This is a genomic window from Mitsuokella sp. AF21-1AC (assembly GCF_003458855.1).
Classification (GTDB): Bacteria; Bacillota; Negativicutes; order Selenomonadales; family Selenomonadaceae; genus Mitsuokella.
Window position 1 is genome coordinate 1 of record NZ_QRVW01000042.1, and the last position, 16,010, is coordinate 16,010.

Annotated in this window: 11 protein-coding genes and 3 pseudogenes; 5 read left to right on the forward strand and 9 right to left on the reverse strand. The window is 60.9% G+C overall.

The genetic code is table 11. From position 1 onward, the window contains the following. Positions 1-77: 77 nt before the first annotated feature. A pseudogene (locus DWX75_RS11355) lies at positions 78-395 on the reverse strand (recombinase family protein); the annotation flags it as partial. Between the two features lie 141 nt (positions 396-536). After that, positions 537-1,217, reverse strand: coding sequence for a class I SAM-dependent methyltransferase (locus DWX75_RS11360; RefSeq protein ID WP_118016427.1), 681 nt, complete (start codon positions 1,215-1,217; stop codon positions 537-539). Between the two features lie 210 nt (positions 1,218-1,427). Here DWX75_RS11360 and DWX75_RS11365 point away from each other — a divergent pair. From DWX75_RS11365 to narI, 4 genes and pseudogenes are all read left to right on the forward strand, one after another. Next, positions 1,428-5,109 (forward strand): annotated as a pseudogene (locus DWX75_RS11365) (nitrate reductase subunit alpha). Then, complete coding sequence (gene narH, locus DWX75_RS11370; RefSeq protein WP_118016428.1) at positions 5,099-6,517, forward strand: nitrate reductase subunit beta; 1,419 nt, start codon at positions 5,099-5,101, stop codon at positions 6,515-6,517. Before DWX75_RS11365 ends, narH begins: the two are co-directional and overlap by 11 nt. Further along, the gene (gene narJ, locus DWX75_RS11375) at positions 6,517-7,053 is read left to right on the forward strand and encodes a nitrate reductase molybdenum cofactor assembly chaperone (RefSeq protein ID WP_199497608.1); all 537 of its coding nucleotides are present in this window, start codon (positions 6,517-6,519) and stop codon (positions 7,051-7,053) included. The genes narH and narJ overlap by 1 nt, the downstream gene beginning before the upstream one ends. Further along, entirely contained in the window at positions 7,050-7,715 is a 666-nt protein-coding gene (gene narI / locus DWX75_RS11380; RefSeq protein ID WP_118016429.1) for a respiratory nitrate reductase subunit gamma, read from the forward strand. The genes narJ and narI overlap by 4 nt, the downstream gene beginning before the upstream one ends. A gap of 76 nt (positions 7,716-7,791) precedes the next feature. Here the strand turns inward: narI and DWX75_RS11385 are convergent, their stop codons facing one another. Beyond that, entirely contained in the window at positions 7,792-8,472 is a 681-nt protein-coding gene (locus tag DWX75_RS11385) for a Crp/Fnr family transcriptional regulator (RefSeq protein WP_118016430.1), read from the reverse strand. Between the two features lie 89 nt (positions 8,473-8,561). On the opposite strand from DWX75_RS11385, the gene DWX75_RS11390 reads away from it, so the two are divergent. Next, entirely contained in the window at positions 8,562-9,908 is a 1,347-nt protein-coding gene (locus DWX75_RS11390; RefSeq protein ID WP_118016431.1) for an MFS transporter, read from the forward strand. 214 nt (positions 9,909-10,122) lie between these two features. Here DWX75_RS11390 and moaC read toward each other — a convergent pair whose 3' ends face one another. The 6 genes and pseudogenes from moaC to DWX75_RS11415 all read right to left on the reverse strand — a co-directional run bounded on the left by moaC (position 10,123) and on the right by DWX75_RS11415 (position 15,964). Further along, positions 10,123-10,638 (reverse strand): cyclic pyranopterin monophosphate synthase MoaC, encoded by a 516-nt coding sequence (gene moaC / locus DWX75_RS12155; protein WP_199497609.1) that lies wholly within the window; start codon positions 10,636-10,638, stop codon positions 10,123-10,125. A 135-nt stretch (positions 10,639-10,773) separates the two neighbouring features. Further along, positions 10,774-11,808: pseudogene (gene mobB, locus DWX75_RS11395) on the reverse strand (molybdopterin-guanine dinucleotide biosynthesis protein B); the annotation flags it as partial. Then, positions 11,793-12,719 carry an MOSC domain-containing protein gene (locus DWX75_RS11400; protein ID WP_118016432.1) on the reverse strand — a complete coding sequence of 309 codons (927 nt, stop codon included), beginning with the start codon at positions 12,717-12,719 and terminating at the stop codon, positions 11,793-11,795. The pseudogene mobB and the gene DWX75_RS11400, both read right to left, overlap by 16 nt. A 6-nt stretch (positions 12,720-12,725) precedes the next feature. After that, the gene (moaA, locus tag DWX75_RS11405; RefSeq protein WP_118016433.1) at positions 12,726-13,709 is read right to left on the reverse strand and encodes a GTP 3',8-cyclase MoaA; all 984 of its coding nucleotides are present in this window, start codon (positions 13,707-13,709) and stop codon (positions 12,726-12,728) included. Positions 13,710-13,726: 17 nt separating this feature from the next. Then, positions 13,727-14,926, reverse strand: a complete 1,200-nt coding sequence (glp, locus tag DWX75_RS11410; RefSeq protein ID WP_118016434.1) for a gephyrin-like molybdotransferase Glp — start codon at positions 14,924-14,926, stop codon at positions 13,727-13,729. Positions 14,927-14,935: 9 nt separating this feature from the next. Continuing rightward, complete coding sequence (locus tag DWX75_RS11415) at positions 14,936-15,964, reverse strand: molybdopterin-binding protein (protein ID WP_118016435.1); 1,029 nt, start codon at positions 15,962-15,964, stop codon at positions 14,936-14,938. Positions 15,965-16,010 lie beyond the last annotated feature (46 nt).

The window sequence follows — 16,010 nt, forward strand, 5'->3', positions numbered from 1 at the left end:
TCCTGCCAACTCTCGTATCATCTTCTTCGCTTGATGCGCTCATTTTCCCTGAAGCTTGCAACTGAATACTGTGATGATTTGGACCTGATTCCAGAACCGATATCTGTGATGATTTCAAATGGATTTCCTTGTGCGTACAGATAGGTCCTCAGATTCTCTACTTGTCGTTCAAGATCATCCTTTTGCTTGCGGCTTGATACCCTGCAATATCCGATGACTTTTCTGGGTGCGAACTGAATCCCTGTCACAGCACATAATTGCTCTTCTGAATAGTAGCGGTAGCCATTCGTCGAAGTATGATGAGGATGAAGCCTGCCGCTTCTATCCCAGTTTCTGAGAGTTTGTGGGGTGACCCCGATGATCTTAGCAAATTTATTGATCGTATAGTATTTCAATGGTATCACCTCAATACCATTTTACCAATAAATTGACTTTCTATCAAGAGTATTTATAGTATTTTACAACTTAACTTCAACTGTTAGTTCCCTCCTGATACGGCAGCAGCGCTCTGTCTCCCTGGAAGCATTCCTCTCCCATCATTTCCGGCAGGTGAAGCAGGCGAAGGAACCGATCTGAGAGACCGTCACCTGCCGGTAGAGGAGCCGCAGTTTCTCCTGCAGGCTGGACAGGCTGTCAAAGGGCGGCGTGAAATAGCCCTGCTGGCTGCAGAACGTCCGGACGAAGAGATCCGTCACGGCGTTCTGTCCGCGAATGTAGACACAGCCGGTGAAAATTCCGTCCTTCCTCAGGACCCGGTGCGTCTCCCGGAAGGCCGCCGGCTTGTCGGGAAAGGCGTGGAAGCCGTTGATGGACAGCACGAGATCGAAGGACTCGTCCGCAAACGGCAGATTGCCAACGTCCCCAGCCAAGAACTTCAGCCGCGACAGATCCATGGCGAGCGCCCGTTCCCGTGCCTTTTGCAGCATCTCCTCCGAGAAGTCCAGGCAGGTGATATCCGCCCGCGGCAGATCGCGGAATACCGGAAGCGACAGCGCCCCGGTGCCGACGGGCACCTCCAGCAGCCTGCCGTCAAACCCGGCGGGAATCCCGTCAAAGGTCTGGCGGATGTATCGCTGGTAATTGGCTTCCGAAAAGCCCCAGAACACGCGCAGGGCCCAATGGCCGAGCAGGGAGCTGTTGGTCATCATGCCGTCATAGCGGGAAGACAACTTGCCGACACGCCGATAGGCCTGTCTCACTTTTACATAACGCTGCATGTACGTCCTCCTTTTATCGATCTTCATCTTTATCTACATTCATTTTACCCAATCCTTTACCCGTCTGACTGTAATTTTTCTCACAAAATTTTAGGAAAATAACAAATTCCTGCCGAAACAGTGATGTTTATCACATGAAAGAATATGGAACTAGGTTAAAATGATAAACAACATGAATTGCCATGATCATTTTTGAGGAGGGATTTTGGCGTGAGCAATATCTTCAAAAAACTCATGTACCTTGTTCCGAAAGAACATTCCGAAAGTGGGCATCAGCAGCTCAATGCCGGCGGACGCGACTGGGAAAACACCTACCGCGACCGCTGGTCCTTTGACAAATGCGTCCACTCCACCCACGGAGTCAACTGCACCGGCTCCTGCAGCTGGAACATCTACGTGAAGAACGGCCTCGTGGCCTGGGAGAACCAGATCCACGACTACCCGGAGACTTCGCCGGACATGCCGGACTTCGAGCCGCGCGGCTGCCCCCGCGGCGCTTCGTTCTCCTGGTATCTCTACAGCCCGCACCGCATCAAGTACCCGTACCTGCGCAGCGAGCTGGCGGAGCTCTGGCGCGAGGCCAAAAAGAACCACAAGACCGTGCTCGCGGCCTGGCAGAGCATCGCAAATGACCCGGCCAAGATGAAGCGCTACAAAGAGGCCCGCGGCATGGGCGGCTTCGTGCGCTCCACGTGGGAAGAAGCCTCGGAAATCGTGGCGGCTTCCATGATCCATTCGGCCGTCAAATACGGCCCGGACCGGAATTTCGGCTTCTCGGTCATCCCGGCCAAGTCGATGCTTTCTTATGCAGCCGGCCTGCGCTTCATGCAGCTCATGGGCGGCGCCGGACTGTCCTTCTACGACTGGTATGCCGACCTGCCGCCTGCAAGTCCGCAGGTCTGGGGCGACCAGACGGATGTGCCGGAGTCTTCGGACTGGTACAACGCGGGCTACATCATCACCTGGGGCTCCAATGTCCCCTTAACCCGCACCCCCGATGCCCACTTCCTGATCGAAGCGCGCTACAAGGGCACGAAGGTCGTCTCCATCGCCCCGGATTACGCGGAATCCACCACCGTGGCTGACACCTGGATCCCGCTGAAAGTCGGCAGCGATTCCGCCATGGCGATGGCCATGGGCCACGTCATCCTCAACGAATACTACTGGGGCGAACCGGCCAAATTCTTCGTGGACTATACGCGCAAGTACACGGACTTCCCCTTCCTGGTGCGCCTGGAGGCCGGCAGGGACGGCAAGTATCAGGCGACGCGCTTCCTGAACGGTAAGGACATGGGACGCAGCGACAAGCACGCCGATTTCAAGCATTACGTAATCGATGAAAAGACCGGCAAACTCGTGGTCCCCAACGGCACCATGGGCGACCGCTGGGACCGCAAGGCGAAGTGGAACCTCAAGGAAGAGGACAGCGACACGGGCGAAGCCATCATGCCGCAGCTCTCCGTTCTCAATTCCCGCGATGACGTCGTGGAGATTGAGCTGCCCTACTTCGGCAACGAGCGCGAAAATCGCACGCTCGTGCGCGCCGTGCCGGCCAAAAAGATCAAAACGGCCAAGGGCGATGTACTCGTGACGACCGTCTACGACCTGACCCTCGCCAACTATGCTGTTGACCGCGGCATCGGCGGCGAAGTGGCGAGCTCCTACGAGGACGATGTTCCCTACACGCCGAAATGGCAGGAGAAATACACGGGCGTCCCCATGGAGACGGTCATCCACACGGCGAGAGAGTTCGCGGACAACAGCCTCAAGACCAAGGGACGCACGATGGTCATCATGGGCGGCGGCATCAACCACTGGTTCCATGCCGATGTCGTCTACCGCACGATTCTCAACCTCCTGCTCTTCGTCGGTGCCGAGGGACGCAACGGCGGCGGCTGGGCTCACTACGTCGGCCAGGAGAAGCTGCGCCCCGCTGAGGGCTGGGCGCGCATCATGACGGGCCTCGACTGGAAGAAGCCGCCGCGCCTGCAGAACAGCACCTCCTTCTATTATTTCGCCACGGACCAGTGGCGCAGCGACGAAGTCGACGTGGCAGACCTGACGGCTGAGGGCGTAACGCCGCGCTACCGCCATGCCGGCGACTACAACGTGATGGCAGCCCGCCTCGGCTGGCTGCCGTCCTACCCCACCTTCAACAAGGGCGGCCAGCAGCTCCACGACGAAGCCAAAGCCGCCGGGGTCGATGTGAAGACGTACATCGTCAACAGCCTCAAGGACAAGAGCCTGCAGTTTGCCGCGGAAGACCCGGACAACCCCGCGAACTTCCCGCGCAACCTCTTCATCTGGCGCAACAACCTCATCGGTTCCTCCGCCAAGGGCCATGAATTCTTCCTCAAGTACCTGCTGGGCACGAAGAACAGCCTGTTCTCGGAAGAGGAATGCCCGAACCGCCCGCAGGAGATCAAATGGCGGGAGAAGGCGGAGCTCGAGCAGCTGGAAGGCGCAGCCAACGGCAAGCTCGACCTGCTCGTCGACCTCGATTTCCGCATGGCAAGCTCCGCTCTCTACGCCGACGTGGTCCTGCCGACCGCGACCTGGTACGAAAAGGACGACCTGTCCTCCACGGATATGCACCCCTTCGTGCATCCTTTCCAGGCAGCCGTCGATCCCCTCTGGGAAGCAAAGACCGACTGGGACATCTTCAAGACGCTGGCCAAGAAGGTATCGGAAGTGGCGAAGGAAGCGGATGTCAAGCCCTACCACGATGTCGTGGCCATGCCGATCCAGCACGACAGCGAAGGTGAAACCGCCCAGCCAGGCGGCAGAATCCGCGACTGGAGCAAGGGCGAGTGCGAGCCCATCCCGGGCAAGACCATGCCAGGCCTCATCGAAACCGAGCTTGACTTCACCAAGGTCTACGAGAAGTGGATTGCCCTGGGACCAGGCGTGTCGGAAAAGATGGGCAGCATGTCCATGACCTGGGATTCGAGCGATGATTACGCCGAGATCCGCAAGCGCAACGGCATCATCACGAACAAGGACTACCTGTCCTACGGCATGCCCTCGATCGAGGATGCCAAGCAGGCCGCGGACGCCGTCATGGGTCTTTCCACCACGACAAACGGCAAGGTTGCCGTCAAGGCCTGGAAAGCCCTCGAGAAGGAAACGGGCCTCGAGGATCTCGCGCGCCTGGCCAAGGACCGCGAGAGTGAGCGCTTTACCTTTGAAGAGATTGCGACACAGCCGCGCGAGACGATCACGTCGCCGACGTTTACCGGCAGCAACCAGAACCGCCGCTACACGCCTTTCACGACCAACGTCGAGGAAGCGCGTGCCCTTCCGCACCATCACGGGCCGCCAGTCCTTCTTCCTCGACCATGAGATGATGCACGAGATCGGCGAGACGATGGCCACCTACAAGCCCATCCTCGACTATCTGCCCATCAAGAACAAGCTCGGCGGCGTCAAGGAGATCACCTTGAAGTACCTGACCCCGCACAACAAGTGGAGCACGCACTCCATGTACTTTGACAGCCAGCAGCTGCTGACGCTCTTCCGCGGCGGCCAGACCGTCTGGTTCAACGAAAAGGATGCGGCTGACATCGGCGTCCGTGACAACGACTGGGTCGAGCTTTACAACCACAATGGCGTGGTCGTCTCAAGAGCCGTCGTTTCCCCGAGACTGCCGCGTGGTGTCGTCTACATGCACCATGCCCAGGACAATCACATCAACGTGCCCGGCAGCAAGATTTCCGGCACGCGCGGCGGCACGCACAACACCCCGACCCGCATCCACATGAAGCCAACCCATATGATCGGCGGCTACGGCCAGCTCAGCTACGGCTTCAACTATTACGGCCCAACGGGCAACCAGCGCGATATGTATGTCGTGGCAAGAAAGCTGGAGGAGGTAGATTGGCTTGAAGATTAAAGCACAGATTTCGATGGTCTTGAATCTTGACAAGTGCATTGGCTGCCATACGTGCTCCATCACCTGCAAGAATGTCTGGACCAACCGCCCAGGTGCGGAATACATGTATTTCAACAACGTGGAAACCAAGCCCGGCATCGGCTATCCCAAGAACTGGGAGAACCAGGAAAAATGGAAGGGCGGCTGGGAGCTCAAGAACGGCGAACTGCGCCTGTGCTCCGGCTCGAAGGTGGAGAGGCTTGCCAAGCTCTTCTACCACCCGGACCAGCCCGAAATGGATGATTACTACGAGCCCTGGACCTACGACTATGAGACGCTCATCAGTTCCAAGCGCAAGAATCATCAACCCGTGGCCCGCCCGCGTTCCCTGATCACCCAGAAGCGCATGGAGATCAAGTGGGGCCCGAACTGGGAGGATGATCTGGCCGACGGACAGTCCGCCCGCCAGGACTACAACCTGCAGAACATGGGCGGCGATATCGCCATGGAGTTCCACGATCTCTTCATGAAGTATCTCCCGCGCCTCTGCAATCACTGCCTGAACCCCGCCTGCGTGGCCGCCTGTCCGTCAGGCGCCATCTACAAGCGCGACGAGGACGGCGTGGTGCTCGTTTCGCAGGACGGCTGCCGCGGCTGGCGTCATTGCATCCCCGCCTGCCCGTACAAGAAGGTTTATTTCAACTGGCAGACCAACAAGGCCGAGAAGTGCATCTTCTGCTTCCCGCGCCTCGAGAGCGGCCTGCCCACGGTCTGCAGCGACACCTGCGTCGGACGTATGCGCTACATGGGCGTCCTGCTCTATGACATGGACAAGGTGAAGGCGGCTGCCTCCACGAAGAACAAGGGAGAAATCTACCAGAGCGTCCTCGATATCATCCAGGACCCGCACGATCCGGAAGTCATCGCGGCCGCGCGCCGGGAAGGCGTCCCCGAGAACTGGCTGGAAGCCGCGCAGAACTCCCCGGTCTACCATCTGATCAAGGAATGGCAGATCGCGCTGCCGCTTCACCCCGAGTACCGGACGCTGCCCATGGTCTGGTATGTGCCGCCTCTTTCGCCCATCACACGGCGGGTCGAGGCGGATGTGTACCTGCCCTCCATCGAGGAAATGCGCATTCCGCTCGCCTATCTGGCCGAGCTCTTTGCCGCCGGCAACACGGCAATCGTCTCGAAGATCCTCCAGCGCCTGCTGGATATGCGCTGCTTCATGCGCAGCCGCGAGACGGGCGAGAAGCTTTCCCGCAGCCTCGAATATTCGGACGAGACGTACCTTGCCATGTACCGGCTGCTGGCCATCGCCAAGTACAAGGAACGCTTCAATATCCCCACCGGCCTGCAGGGCGAGACACACGACAAACTAAGAGAACTGCAGGGAAGCTGCGGCTACCACTGTCCGGGAGGGTGCTGATGATGAACAAGACAAACGAATATCAGGATACATTGATCCTGGCCGCGTATCTCTTCGCCTACCCCGATGACGCCTGGTGGGCCGGGCTGCCGGAGTGCCGTCAGGCGCTCGGAGCCCTCGAGAACCGGCAGAACAAACAGGCCATGGTCGACCTGCTCGACTACATCGAAGCGATGGGCCACAAGGCGTATGAAGAGCTCTACGTGCGCACCTTCGAGTTTTCCAGCAACACCAATCTCTACCTGACCATGCACGACCGCACGGACTTCGGCAAGCAGGCCCGCGAGATGCTGGAATTCAAGACCCTGTTCCTCGCGAACGGCTTTGACCTTGACAAGGAGCTGCCGGATTTCCTGCCGGCCCTGCTGGAGCTCACGGCCAATATCCCGGAAGGGCAGGCCGGCAAGGTCCTCGCCATGGCCAGACCCAAGATCGAGCTTCTGCGCCAGCGGTTCCTCGAAGCCAGGCTCGCCCACACCTTCCTGCTGGACGTTGTCCTGACGGAAGCCGATGAACTGAAGGAGGCGACGGCATGAATACTTTTCTGTACGGCGTACTGCCCTATATCGCACTGACGATTTTCGTGGCCGGCACCATTGTCCGCTACACCGTATTTGAACGCAACTGGACGACGAAATCCAGCGAGTTCTTATCCAAGCACGACCTCAAATGGTCCGGCCCGATCTTCCACATCGGCCTTTTGATGGCCTTCGGCGGCCACTGCATCGGCATCCTCGTGCCGAAATTCGTCACGGAGGCGGCCGGCACGGATGAGCATATGTATCATCTCATCAGCCTGGCCGGCGGCCTGCCGGCTGCCGTGCTCTTCCTCGGCGGCTTCCTGCTGCTGATGAAGCGCCGCTTCGCCGGCAGCGCCCGCATGAAGGTGAACACGAGCGGCATGGACAAGGTCCTCTACCTCGTGCTGTTCCTCACCATCCTGTCGGGAACGCTCGGCACGCTCTCCAACATCCCCGGCGGCTTCGACTACCGCGAGTCCATCTCGCCGTGGTTCCGCTCCGTGCTGATGCTGCAGCCGGATACCAGCCTGATGACAGGGGTACCGCCCATCTTCCAATTTCATATGCTGATGTGGATGCTGACCGCCATCCTCTTCCCGTTCACCAGGCTCGTGCACTGTCTCAGTTTCCCCTTTGAATACCTCTTCCGCAGCAACATCATCTACCGAAAGAAGTGACGCATGACAAAAACAGCGGCAGCATCCTTCGTTGGATGCCACCGCTGTTTTTCTGGTTATGCCGGATCGTGCCAGGTCATTCGATGTTGCAGACCTCGCGGCCGCAGTTCTCGCACTGGATTTCCTTCTTGAGGTAATCAAGATTCTTGATGAAGAGCAGATGGCCGCGGTACTCGATGACGCCCGCTTTCTTGAGCTCACCGAGCATGCGGTTCAGGCTTTCCCGGGCCGTGGCGGAGTAATTGGCCAGTTCCTGGTTCGTCAGCGGCACGGGGATCAGCACGCCGCCGTCTTCGTCCCGGCCATAACTGTTGGCCAGGCGGATGAGCGTGGAGTACAGCGCCCCCTTCTTGCCGTAAAGCAGGAGGTCCCGGAATTTACTGTGCTGCTTGCGCATGTGGTTGCTGATGATCTTCAGGAGATTCACCGCCAGCTGCGGCCGCTTTTCCAGATAGCTCTGCAGCACGGGAAACTCGATGGCATAGACCTCGGAGGGGCATTGCGCGACGGCGTTGAAGATATAGGAGGGCTCCGCCTGAAAGAGCGGCAGCTCCCCGATGATGCTGCTGCGCGAGGCCAGCCTGAGGGAGAGGACCCGGCCGCTCGAGGCATACTTCGTGATGAAGATATGCCCGGACCTCACGATGTAAAAGTACTTGGCAGGGTCCCCCTCGTGAAACAGATATTCTCCATCATGGAGCGTGACGACTTTGCCAGGCAGTTCGTAGAGCTGCCGAACTAATGATTCCATATACATACCTCATTCCGTCCGACTCGCTTTTCTGTCACGATCGGAACTTGTCAATTCATCAATCAGACATACAGCAAAGGATCGGTGATAATAAAATGTCAAATTCTAATAAGAATTTCGCCGCTCTGGGCGAAAATCCTTCCCGCAAGGAAATCCTTGCGCATTGGGAGCCGGAAAATCCGACCTTCTGGGAAAAATACGGCAAGCGGATTGCCAACCAGAATCTCGCCGTTTCCACCTGGGCCCTGGTCTTGTCCTTCGTGGTCTGGACGCTCTGGGCCACCATTGCCGCCAAGCTGAACACCGCCGGCTTCCACTTCACGGATGAAGAACTCTTCACGCTCGCGTCCCTGCCGGGACTCGTGGGCGCGACCGGACGCCTGTTCTACACGTATCTGCCGGGCCTCATGGGCGGCAAGAACTCGACCCTGCTCACAACGGCCCTGCTGCTCCTGCCCATCATCGGACTCGGCCGCGCGCTGCAGGATACGAGCACGTCGTACGACACCTTCGTCCTGCTCGTGGCCTTCATCGGCATCGCCGGCGCGAACTTCTCCGCTTCCATGGCCAACATTGGCTTCTTCTTCCCGAAGGCCCACAAGGGGCTGGCGCTCGGCATCAATGCCGGCGTGGGCAATCTCGGCGTCTCGCTGATCTACCTGACGGCGCCGCTGCTGCTCGGCTGGAACCTTTCGGGGCTTTTCGGCGAGGGCCTGCCGACGGCGAACGGCTCCATGATCTACCTGCAGAACGTCTGCTACTTCTGGGCCGTGCCGACCGTCATCACGCTGGTCCTCATCTGGCTCTTCATGGATAATCTGCCGCTTCCGAAGCAGAGCCCCAAGAGCATGCTTTCCATCTTCGGCAACAAGCACACGTGGCTGATGTGCTGGATCTACACCTGCGGCTTCGGCTCGTTCATCGGCTTTTCCGCCGCGCTCGGCCTGCTCGTGGCCAAGGAGTTCCCCGATGTCTCCTTCTCCATGGCGGCATTTCTCGGACCCTTCATCGGCGCCGGCATACGCCCCGTGGGCGGCTGGCTGGCCGACAAGATCGGCAGCGGCTCGCGCGTGACGATCATCTCCCTCTTCGTGATGCTCGCGGCCAGCATCGTGACGCTGCTTGGCATTCAGTCCCACAACTTCACGATGTTCTTCAGCTCCTTCCTGCTGCTCTTCCTCACGACGGGCTTCATCAACGGCGCATCCTTCCGCATGATCCCGTACATCTTCAACAATCCGTTCCATTCGTCCCTCGTCACCGGCTTTACGGCTGCCATCGCCGCGTACGGCGCGTTCCTCATCCCGAAGATCTTCGGCTGGTCCTACAGCAGCTATCAGAGCGTGACGCCGGCCTTCTACATCCTCATTGCCTTCACCGTCAGCACGATCGTCATTACCTGGTACTTCTACGACAGGAAAAATTCCGGCATCCGCTGCTGAGACGACCAATCGGCTGACAATCTGCTGCTGATCTTCTGAGGAAGATTGGCAACGGCAAAAGAGCCGGGAAGCAAAGGACTCTTCAAGAGTTCCGCGCTTCCCGGCTCTTTTTGGTATCATGCATCCGAGATCCAGTCTGCAAACCTTGCCGTTCACGTCTCCTGCATCTTCAAGGAGCAGGCTCCGTCCTGACGGTTCTCCTTTCGTCAGGATATCAGGAATCGGCTGCTGCGATAAAGGTTCCGCTCTTGCCGCCTTCCTTGCGCTCCAGATGAATCTCCCGGATCTCCATGCGGCGGTCGAGCGCCTTGCACATGTCGTAGATGGTCAGCAGGGCCACGCTGACGGCGTGCAGGGCCTCCATCTCCACGCCGGTCTGGCCGCTCGTCTTCACGCAGGCCGTGGCCTTGACGGCCCGCTCCTCCGGCTGCAGGTCAAAATCCACGCTGCATTTGGAGAGAAAGAGGGGATGGCAAAGCGGGATCATGTCGCTCGTGCGCTTGGCGGCCATGATGCCTGCGAGCCGGGCCACGCCCAGCACATCCCCTTTCTTGGCCGTTCCCTCCGTGATGGCCCGGTAGACGTCTTCATTGACGAAGATCCTGCCGCTCGCCACGGCCGTGCGCTGGGTGACGGGCTTTTCGCCCACGTCCACCATGATGGCCTGGCCCTGTGCATCAAAATGATTGAGCTTGCCGCCCGTTTCCTGTTTCACGCGATTTCCTCCCATCAGGAAGAGGCAGAGCCTTGCTGCCTCCTCACTATCATCCAGATCAAACTGCCGCACGCCCGGCAGACTGCCGGGCGCAAAACCTTTGGCGAAGACAGCCGCCACGTCGTCTCCCGTCATGGGCTCCGCCCGGCCGCGCCAGAGGGAAAGCGCCGGACAGGTGCCGTGCGTGCGGCTCTCCGACAGCAGCAAATCGATGCCCTCCATCTTGGCGGCCACCTGCTCCAAAGAAGCACGTGCCGGCGTCTTTTGCATCAGCACCCAGCCGGCAGGCGAGACGACCGCCACGCCTGTGGCCCCGGCCCGTGTAAACCGCCAGCTGTCCTTCCCCTCCTGGTCCAGCTGGAAGCCGTGAGCGTCGCTCTTCACCACGCCGACTCGCAGGCCGTGCGCAAGGAGCCTTGGCAGCAGCCTTTCTATGAACGTGGTCTTGCCCGTGCCCGAAGCCGGGGCCACGATGGAGACGATCGGCACGCGCCTCGTTTCATTGGCGATGCGTCCGCGGGCCAGGCGCAGGTCGGCCGGCGTATTCACATTGAAGAACGCGGCTTCCTCATGCGCTACTGCCACGTCGAGATGCGGCGTCTGCTCGATGAGATGGCACAGGCGGTGCTCGCCACGCCGGAGGGCGGCCAGGCACGCCTCAGCGAACGACTGATGGTAGAAGGCCGCGAGCGGCTGGCGCCGGCCGCCCGCGACGGGCAGCACGGCCTGCGTTCCAAGCCGGCATGCTTCGCGCAGGGGCCGGACGGCCGCAAAGTCGAAGAAGGGCATATCGGAGGATAAAGCCAGCGCCCAGGGTGTCGCCATGCGGGAGAGCCCCGCGGCGAGGCCCGCCATGGGTCCCTGGCGCGGGACATCGTCGCGGCACAGAGAGGCCCCGTATTGTTCCGCCAGGGCCCGGAGCTCGGGCCCCTCTTCTTCCACGCACAGGATGATGGCAGGAAAGCGTTCAGCCCGGGCTTTTTGCAGGGTGCGTTCGAGGAGCCCCGTGCCGCCGAGCTGCAAAAAGCGCTTGTCGCGGCCCATGCGGGAGCTCAGGCCGCCCGCGATGAGCAGCAGCGTGACATCCGTAAGCGCGACATCCCGGCGGGCTGCGTCATCTGGGCAAAGTCCCTTCCGCGCCTTCCGTGCCTCCAGTGCCTTCAGATCCTTCATTTGCGCCCGCATTCGCCCGCCTCCCCGCGTAAGATGTCAATGCCGTGGCGCAGGGACGGCAGCACGAAGCCCAGGCATTCCTCCACGGCCTTGGCGCTGCCCGGCAGATTGACGATCAGCGTCCGCTTGCGGATGCCGGCAGCCGCCCGGCTCAGCATGGCGCGCGGCGTGATCCTCAGCGAGAGGGCCCGCATGGCCTCGGGAATGCCCGGCGCCAGCCGCTCGCATACGGCAAGCGTCGCTTCCGGCGTCACATCGCGCACGGAAAAGCCCGTACCGCCGGTGGTGACGACGAGTGCGATGCCCTCATCGGCAAATTCCTTCATCTGCTGGGCAATCTCGGCCTTCTCGTCGGGCACGATGACGCGGTGCAATACCGTATAGCCGGCCGCGCGCAGCATGGCCTCAGCCGTGTCGCCGCTCTTGTCCTCGCGCTCCCCGCGGGAGCCCTTGTCACTCGCGGTGATGATGGCCGCCTCAAGCGGCAGGGGGCCTGCCGCAAGCTCCAGCACGTCCCCTTTCCGGATCGTGCCGCCGTGGAGGACTCTGGCAAAGACGCCCTCGCGCGGCATGATGCAGTCGCCCACCTGCTTGAAGATCTCGCAGTGGCTGTGGCATTTCTTGCCGATCTGCGTGATCTCGAAGAAGACCTGCCCGCAGCGCAGCCTCGTACCGACGGGCAGCTCCTTGAAGCGGAAGCCGTCCGCCACGACATTCTCGCCGAAGGCCCCGAGCTTTACCTGCGCGCCGCGGCGGCGGAACTCCTCGATCTCCTCGAGCCCCAGGAAGCTTATCTGCCGGTGCCAGTTCCCCGCATGGGCATCCCCCTCGATGCCGTACTCCGTGATGAAGCGCGCCTCTTCCACGGCATGCTTCTGCGTGCCGCGCTTCTCGCTGATGCAAATTGCCTTGATTTCGCCCATTCTCGTTTATCCTCCTACCTGATACATGTAACGGCTGTCCTGTTTCCCGCCTGCCTCCAGAAAATGATGCTCGGCCGGCTTGTTGTAAATGGCCTGGGAGAGCGCCTCCATGAGCGCCCTGTCATCGGCACCCGTCCGCAGCAGCTCCCTTGCGTCGAGCCCCGTGCCCGCGTGGAGGCAGAGTTTCAGGAAGCCCTCCGCCGTGAGCCTTATCCGGTTGCAGGTCTGGCAGAACTTATGACCCATGGCGTCGATGAAGCCAAGCTGCCCCACAAAGCCGGCGGGCTGCACGTACTCCGCCGGCCCCCGCAGGCTTTTCTCCTGCCGGACCTGTGAAAACGCGCCAAACGCCTCCTGGAGCCTCCTGCGCACCTCGTCCATCGGCATGCCCCGAAGACCCGCCTCATAGGCACAGCCGACGGGCATCAGCTCGATGTAGCGCACCTTCAGCGGCTTTTCTCTGGCAAGCTCCGCCAGCTTCAGCACATCGTCCTCATTGACGCCGAGCAGGGGCACGCAGTTGAGCTTCGTATCCCGGAAGCCCGCCTCCTCAAGGGCCCTGAGCCCTTCTTCCACCCGGCCGAGCAGGGGGCGGCGCGTCAAAAACGAGAACGTCTCCTCGTCGAGCGAATCCAGGCTCACATTGACAAAGTCCAGCCCCGCGGCGCGCAGATCTTCTGCCATCTCCGGCAGGAGCACTCCGTTCGTGGTCAGGGAAATGACCTCGATGCCCTTCACCCGGCGAATCTCCCGGATGAGGTCCAGGATGCCCTTGCGCACCAGGGGCTCGCCGCCGGTCAGCCGCACCTTGCGCACGCCGAGCGCCGCAAGGGCCCGGACGATTCGCAGGATCTCATCGAAGCGCAGGATGTCCTCATGGCACATCTTCCTTACGCCCTGCTCCGGCATGCAGTAACGGCAGCGGAGATTGCAGCGGTCGGTCACGGAGATCCGCACGTATTCGATTGTTCGTTGAAAACGGTCCTGCATCCTTATCCTCCATCTCCTTAAAGCAATACGACGTCCACCTCGGCACCCTTCTCCAGCTTCCCGGTGCCGGGCGGAATATCCACGAAGGCGTTGCAGCCCGCCGCCGAAAAGAGCGACCCGGAAGCGTGCTGCTCCGGCAGGCGCACCCTGCCCTCCTCGTAAAAGGCCCGGACGAAGCGGCGTCCCCGGCTCTCCTTGGGGAACGCGTCCAAAAGGACGGCCCTGCGTCGCGGCAGGGAAGTCTCCTTCCGGCCGGCCAGCTTCGCCAAAAGCGGGCGGGCAATGAGCTCGAAGGTGGCATAGGCGGCAAAGGGATTGCCGGAGAGCGCCAGCCCCATGGCCGCTTTCAGCCGGTAGCCGATGGCAGGATACCCCGGCTTCATCTGCACGCCCCGGAAGAGCCGCTCGGCGCCCATGTATGTCACCACGTCGTGCATGATGTCTTTCTTGCCGACGGAAACGCCGCCCGTCGTCAGCAGGAGGTCCGCCCACGCGGATTTTTCGGCCAGGCGCCTGGCCGCGGGCTCTGCCTCGTCCGGGACGACACCCATCACATCGACGTCACAGCCCAGTTCCCGAAGCCTGCCGAATGCGAGGAAGAGGTTGCTGTTGTAGATCTTGCCCGGGGTGAGCGGCGTGCCCGGCATCACGAGCTCGTCGCCGGTGCTGGCCACGGCCACGCGCGGCCGCCGCCAGACGGGCACGCTCGCCACGCCCTGGCTGGCCAGCACGGCGAGCCTGGCGGCCGTGAGCGTTTCGCCTGCCGCCACGAGCACGGCCCCGCGGCGGATATCCTCGCCGGCGAAGCAGTAATTCTCATGATGGCGCAGCGGATAGGGAATCAGCACCTCTTCGCCTGCCAGTTGCACATCCTCCTGACGGATCACGGCATCCGTGCCCTGCGGCATGGCACCGCCCGTCATGATGCGGACCGCCTCACCGGGATGCACGCGGTCCGCGTAGAAATCGCCGGCGCATTCCTCCCCTGCAAGCCTCATCCTTGCTGGCTTTGCTGCGGTGGCTCCCGCCGTGTCAGCTGCGATGAGCGCGTAGCCGTCAAGAGGCGAGCGGTCAAAGGGCGGATTGTCAAAGGAAGCCCGTATGTCCTCCGCCACGATCCTTCCGAGTGCCTCCGTCAGGGGCACCGCTTCTTTCTGCGGCTGCGGACTGTGCCGCAGCAGCAGCTCCACCGCCTGCTCAAGCGTAATGTCTTCCATGACCACACCTCACTTTCCGAAACTGCAGAAGGGATAATGACAGGGCTTGCAGCCCATGCAGAGACCCCCGACGCCCAAGCGGTCGAGATCGTTTTTCGGGATGTCCTCTCCCGTCAGCAGCCGCGGCAGCACCAGATCGAAGATCGTGGCCGGACTGTACATCACGCAGCCCGGCAGGCCGGCGATCGGCACGCGCCGGCCTTCCTTCTCCCAATAGGCCAGCAGGAACATGGCGCCGGGCAGCACCGGCACCCCGTACGTCACCACGCGGCTCGCGGCGGCCCGGATGGCCGCGGGCGTCCGGTCGTCCGGATCCACGCTCATGCCGCCCGTGCAGAGCACCATATCCATGCCGAGTGCCAGGAGCTCCTCAATCTTCGCCTGCGTGTGCTCCATCACATCATCGGAGAGGCGGTGCTCATCGATCTGCAGGCCGAAGGCCTTCAGCTTGGCGGCGATGACCGGCGTGAACGTATCCTTGATGCGGCCCGCGAAGACCTCGGTGCCGGTCGTGACCACGCCGACCTTCATCTTCCGGTACGGGCGAAGCTCCATGAGCGGTTTATCTCCGGCCAGCTTTCGCACCGCCTCCATCTTCTCCTTGTCGATGACGAGCGGGATCACGCGCATGCCCGCGAGCTTCGTGCCCTTCTTCACGGGGAAATGCTGGGGAATGGTGGCAATGGCGATATCGCCGATTCCGTTGATGGCCGCGAGACGCTCCTCATCCACATGGAAAACGCCGTCATGCTGAGCCGTCAGCTCGATCTTGCCCTCCTTGGGCTCTGAGGCGGCCATGCCCTGGTTCTGCGTGAGCTGGCGCAGGATCTCCGCGCCTTCGTCCTCATGGAGTTTCGTGCCGTCATTTTCCCAGACGAAGATGTGGTCTTTGCCCATGGAGAGGAGGACCGGTATATCCTCTTCCTGTATCACGTGCCCCTTGCGGAAACGCGCATCCTTCGTCACGCCCCGGATGATCTGGGTCAGGTCATGACAGAGCACCTTGCCGACAGCCTCTTCCACCCGTATCTCTTTCATAAAAAATCTCTCCCTATATAATCTTCATTAATCTCTTGAATGCTCC

Coding starts and splice junctions, on each gene's coding strand:
- DWX75_RS11415 (WP_118016435.1), bottom strand. CDS start 15,964: ATGAAAGAGATACGGGTGGAAGAGGCTGTCGGCAAGGTGCTCTGTCAT.
- DWX75_RS11385 (WP_118016430.1), bottom strand. CDS start 8,472: ATGTATATGGAATCATTAGTTCGGCAGCTCTACGAACTGCCTGGCAAA.
- moaC (WP_199497609.1), bottom strand. CDS start 10,638: ATGGGAGGAAATCGCGTGAAACAGGAAACGGGCGGCAAGCTCAATCAT.
- moaA (WP_118016433.1), bottom strand. CDS start 13,709: ATGCAGGACCGTTTTCAACGAACAATCGAATACGTGCGGATCTCCGTG.
- DWX75_RS11360 (WP_118016427.1), bottom strand. CDS start 1,217: ATGCAGCGTTATGTAAAAGTGAGACAGGCCTATCGGCGTGTCGGCAAG.
- narI (WP_118016429.1), top strand. CDS start 7,050: ATGAATACTTTTCTGTACGGCGTACTGCCCTATATCGCACTGACGATT.
- glp (WP_118016434.1), bottom strand. CDS start 14,926: ATGGAAGACATTACGCTTGAGCAGGCGGTGGAGCTGCTGCTGCGGCAC.
- DWX75_RS11400 (WP_118016432.1), bottom strand. CDS start 12,719: ATGGGCGAAATCAAGGCAATTTGCATCAGCGAGAAGCGCGGCACGCAG.
- narJ (WP_199497608.1), top strand. CDS start 6,517: ATGATGAACAAGACAAACGAATATCAGGATACATTGATCCTGGCCGCG.
- DWX75_RS11390 (WP_118016431.1), top strand. CDS start 8,562: ATGTCAAATTCTAATAAGAATTTCGCCGCTCTGGGCGAAAATCCTTCC.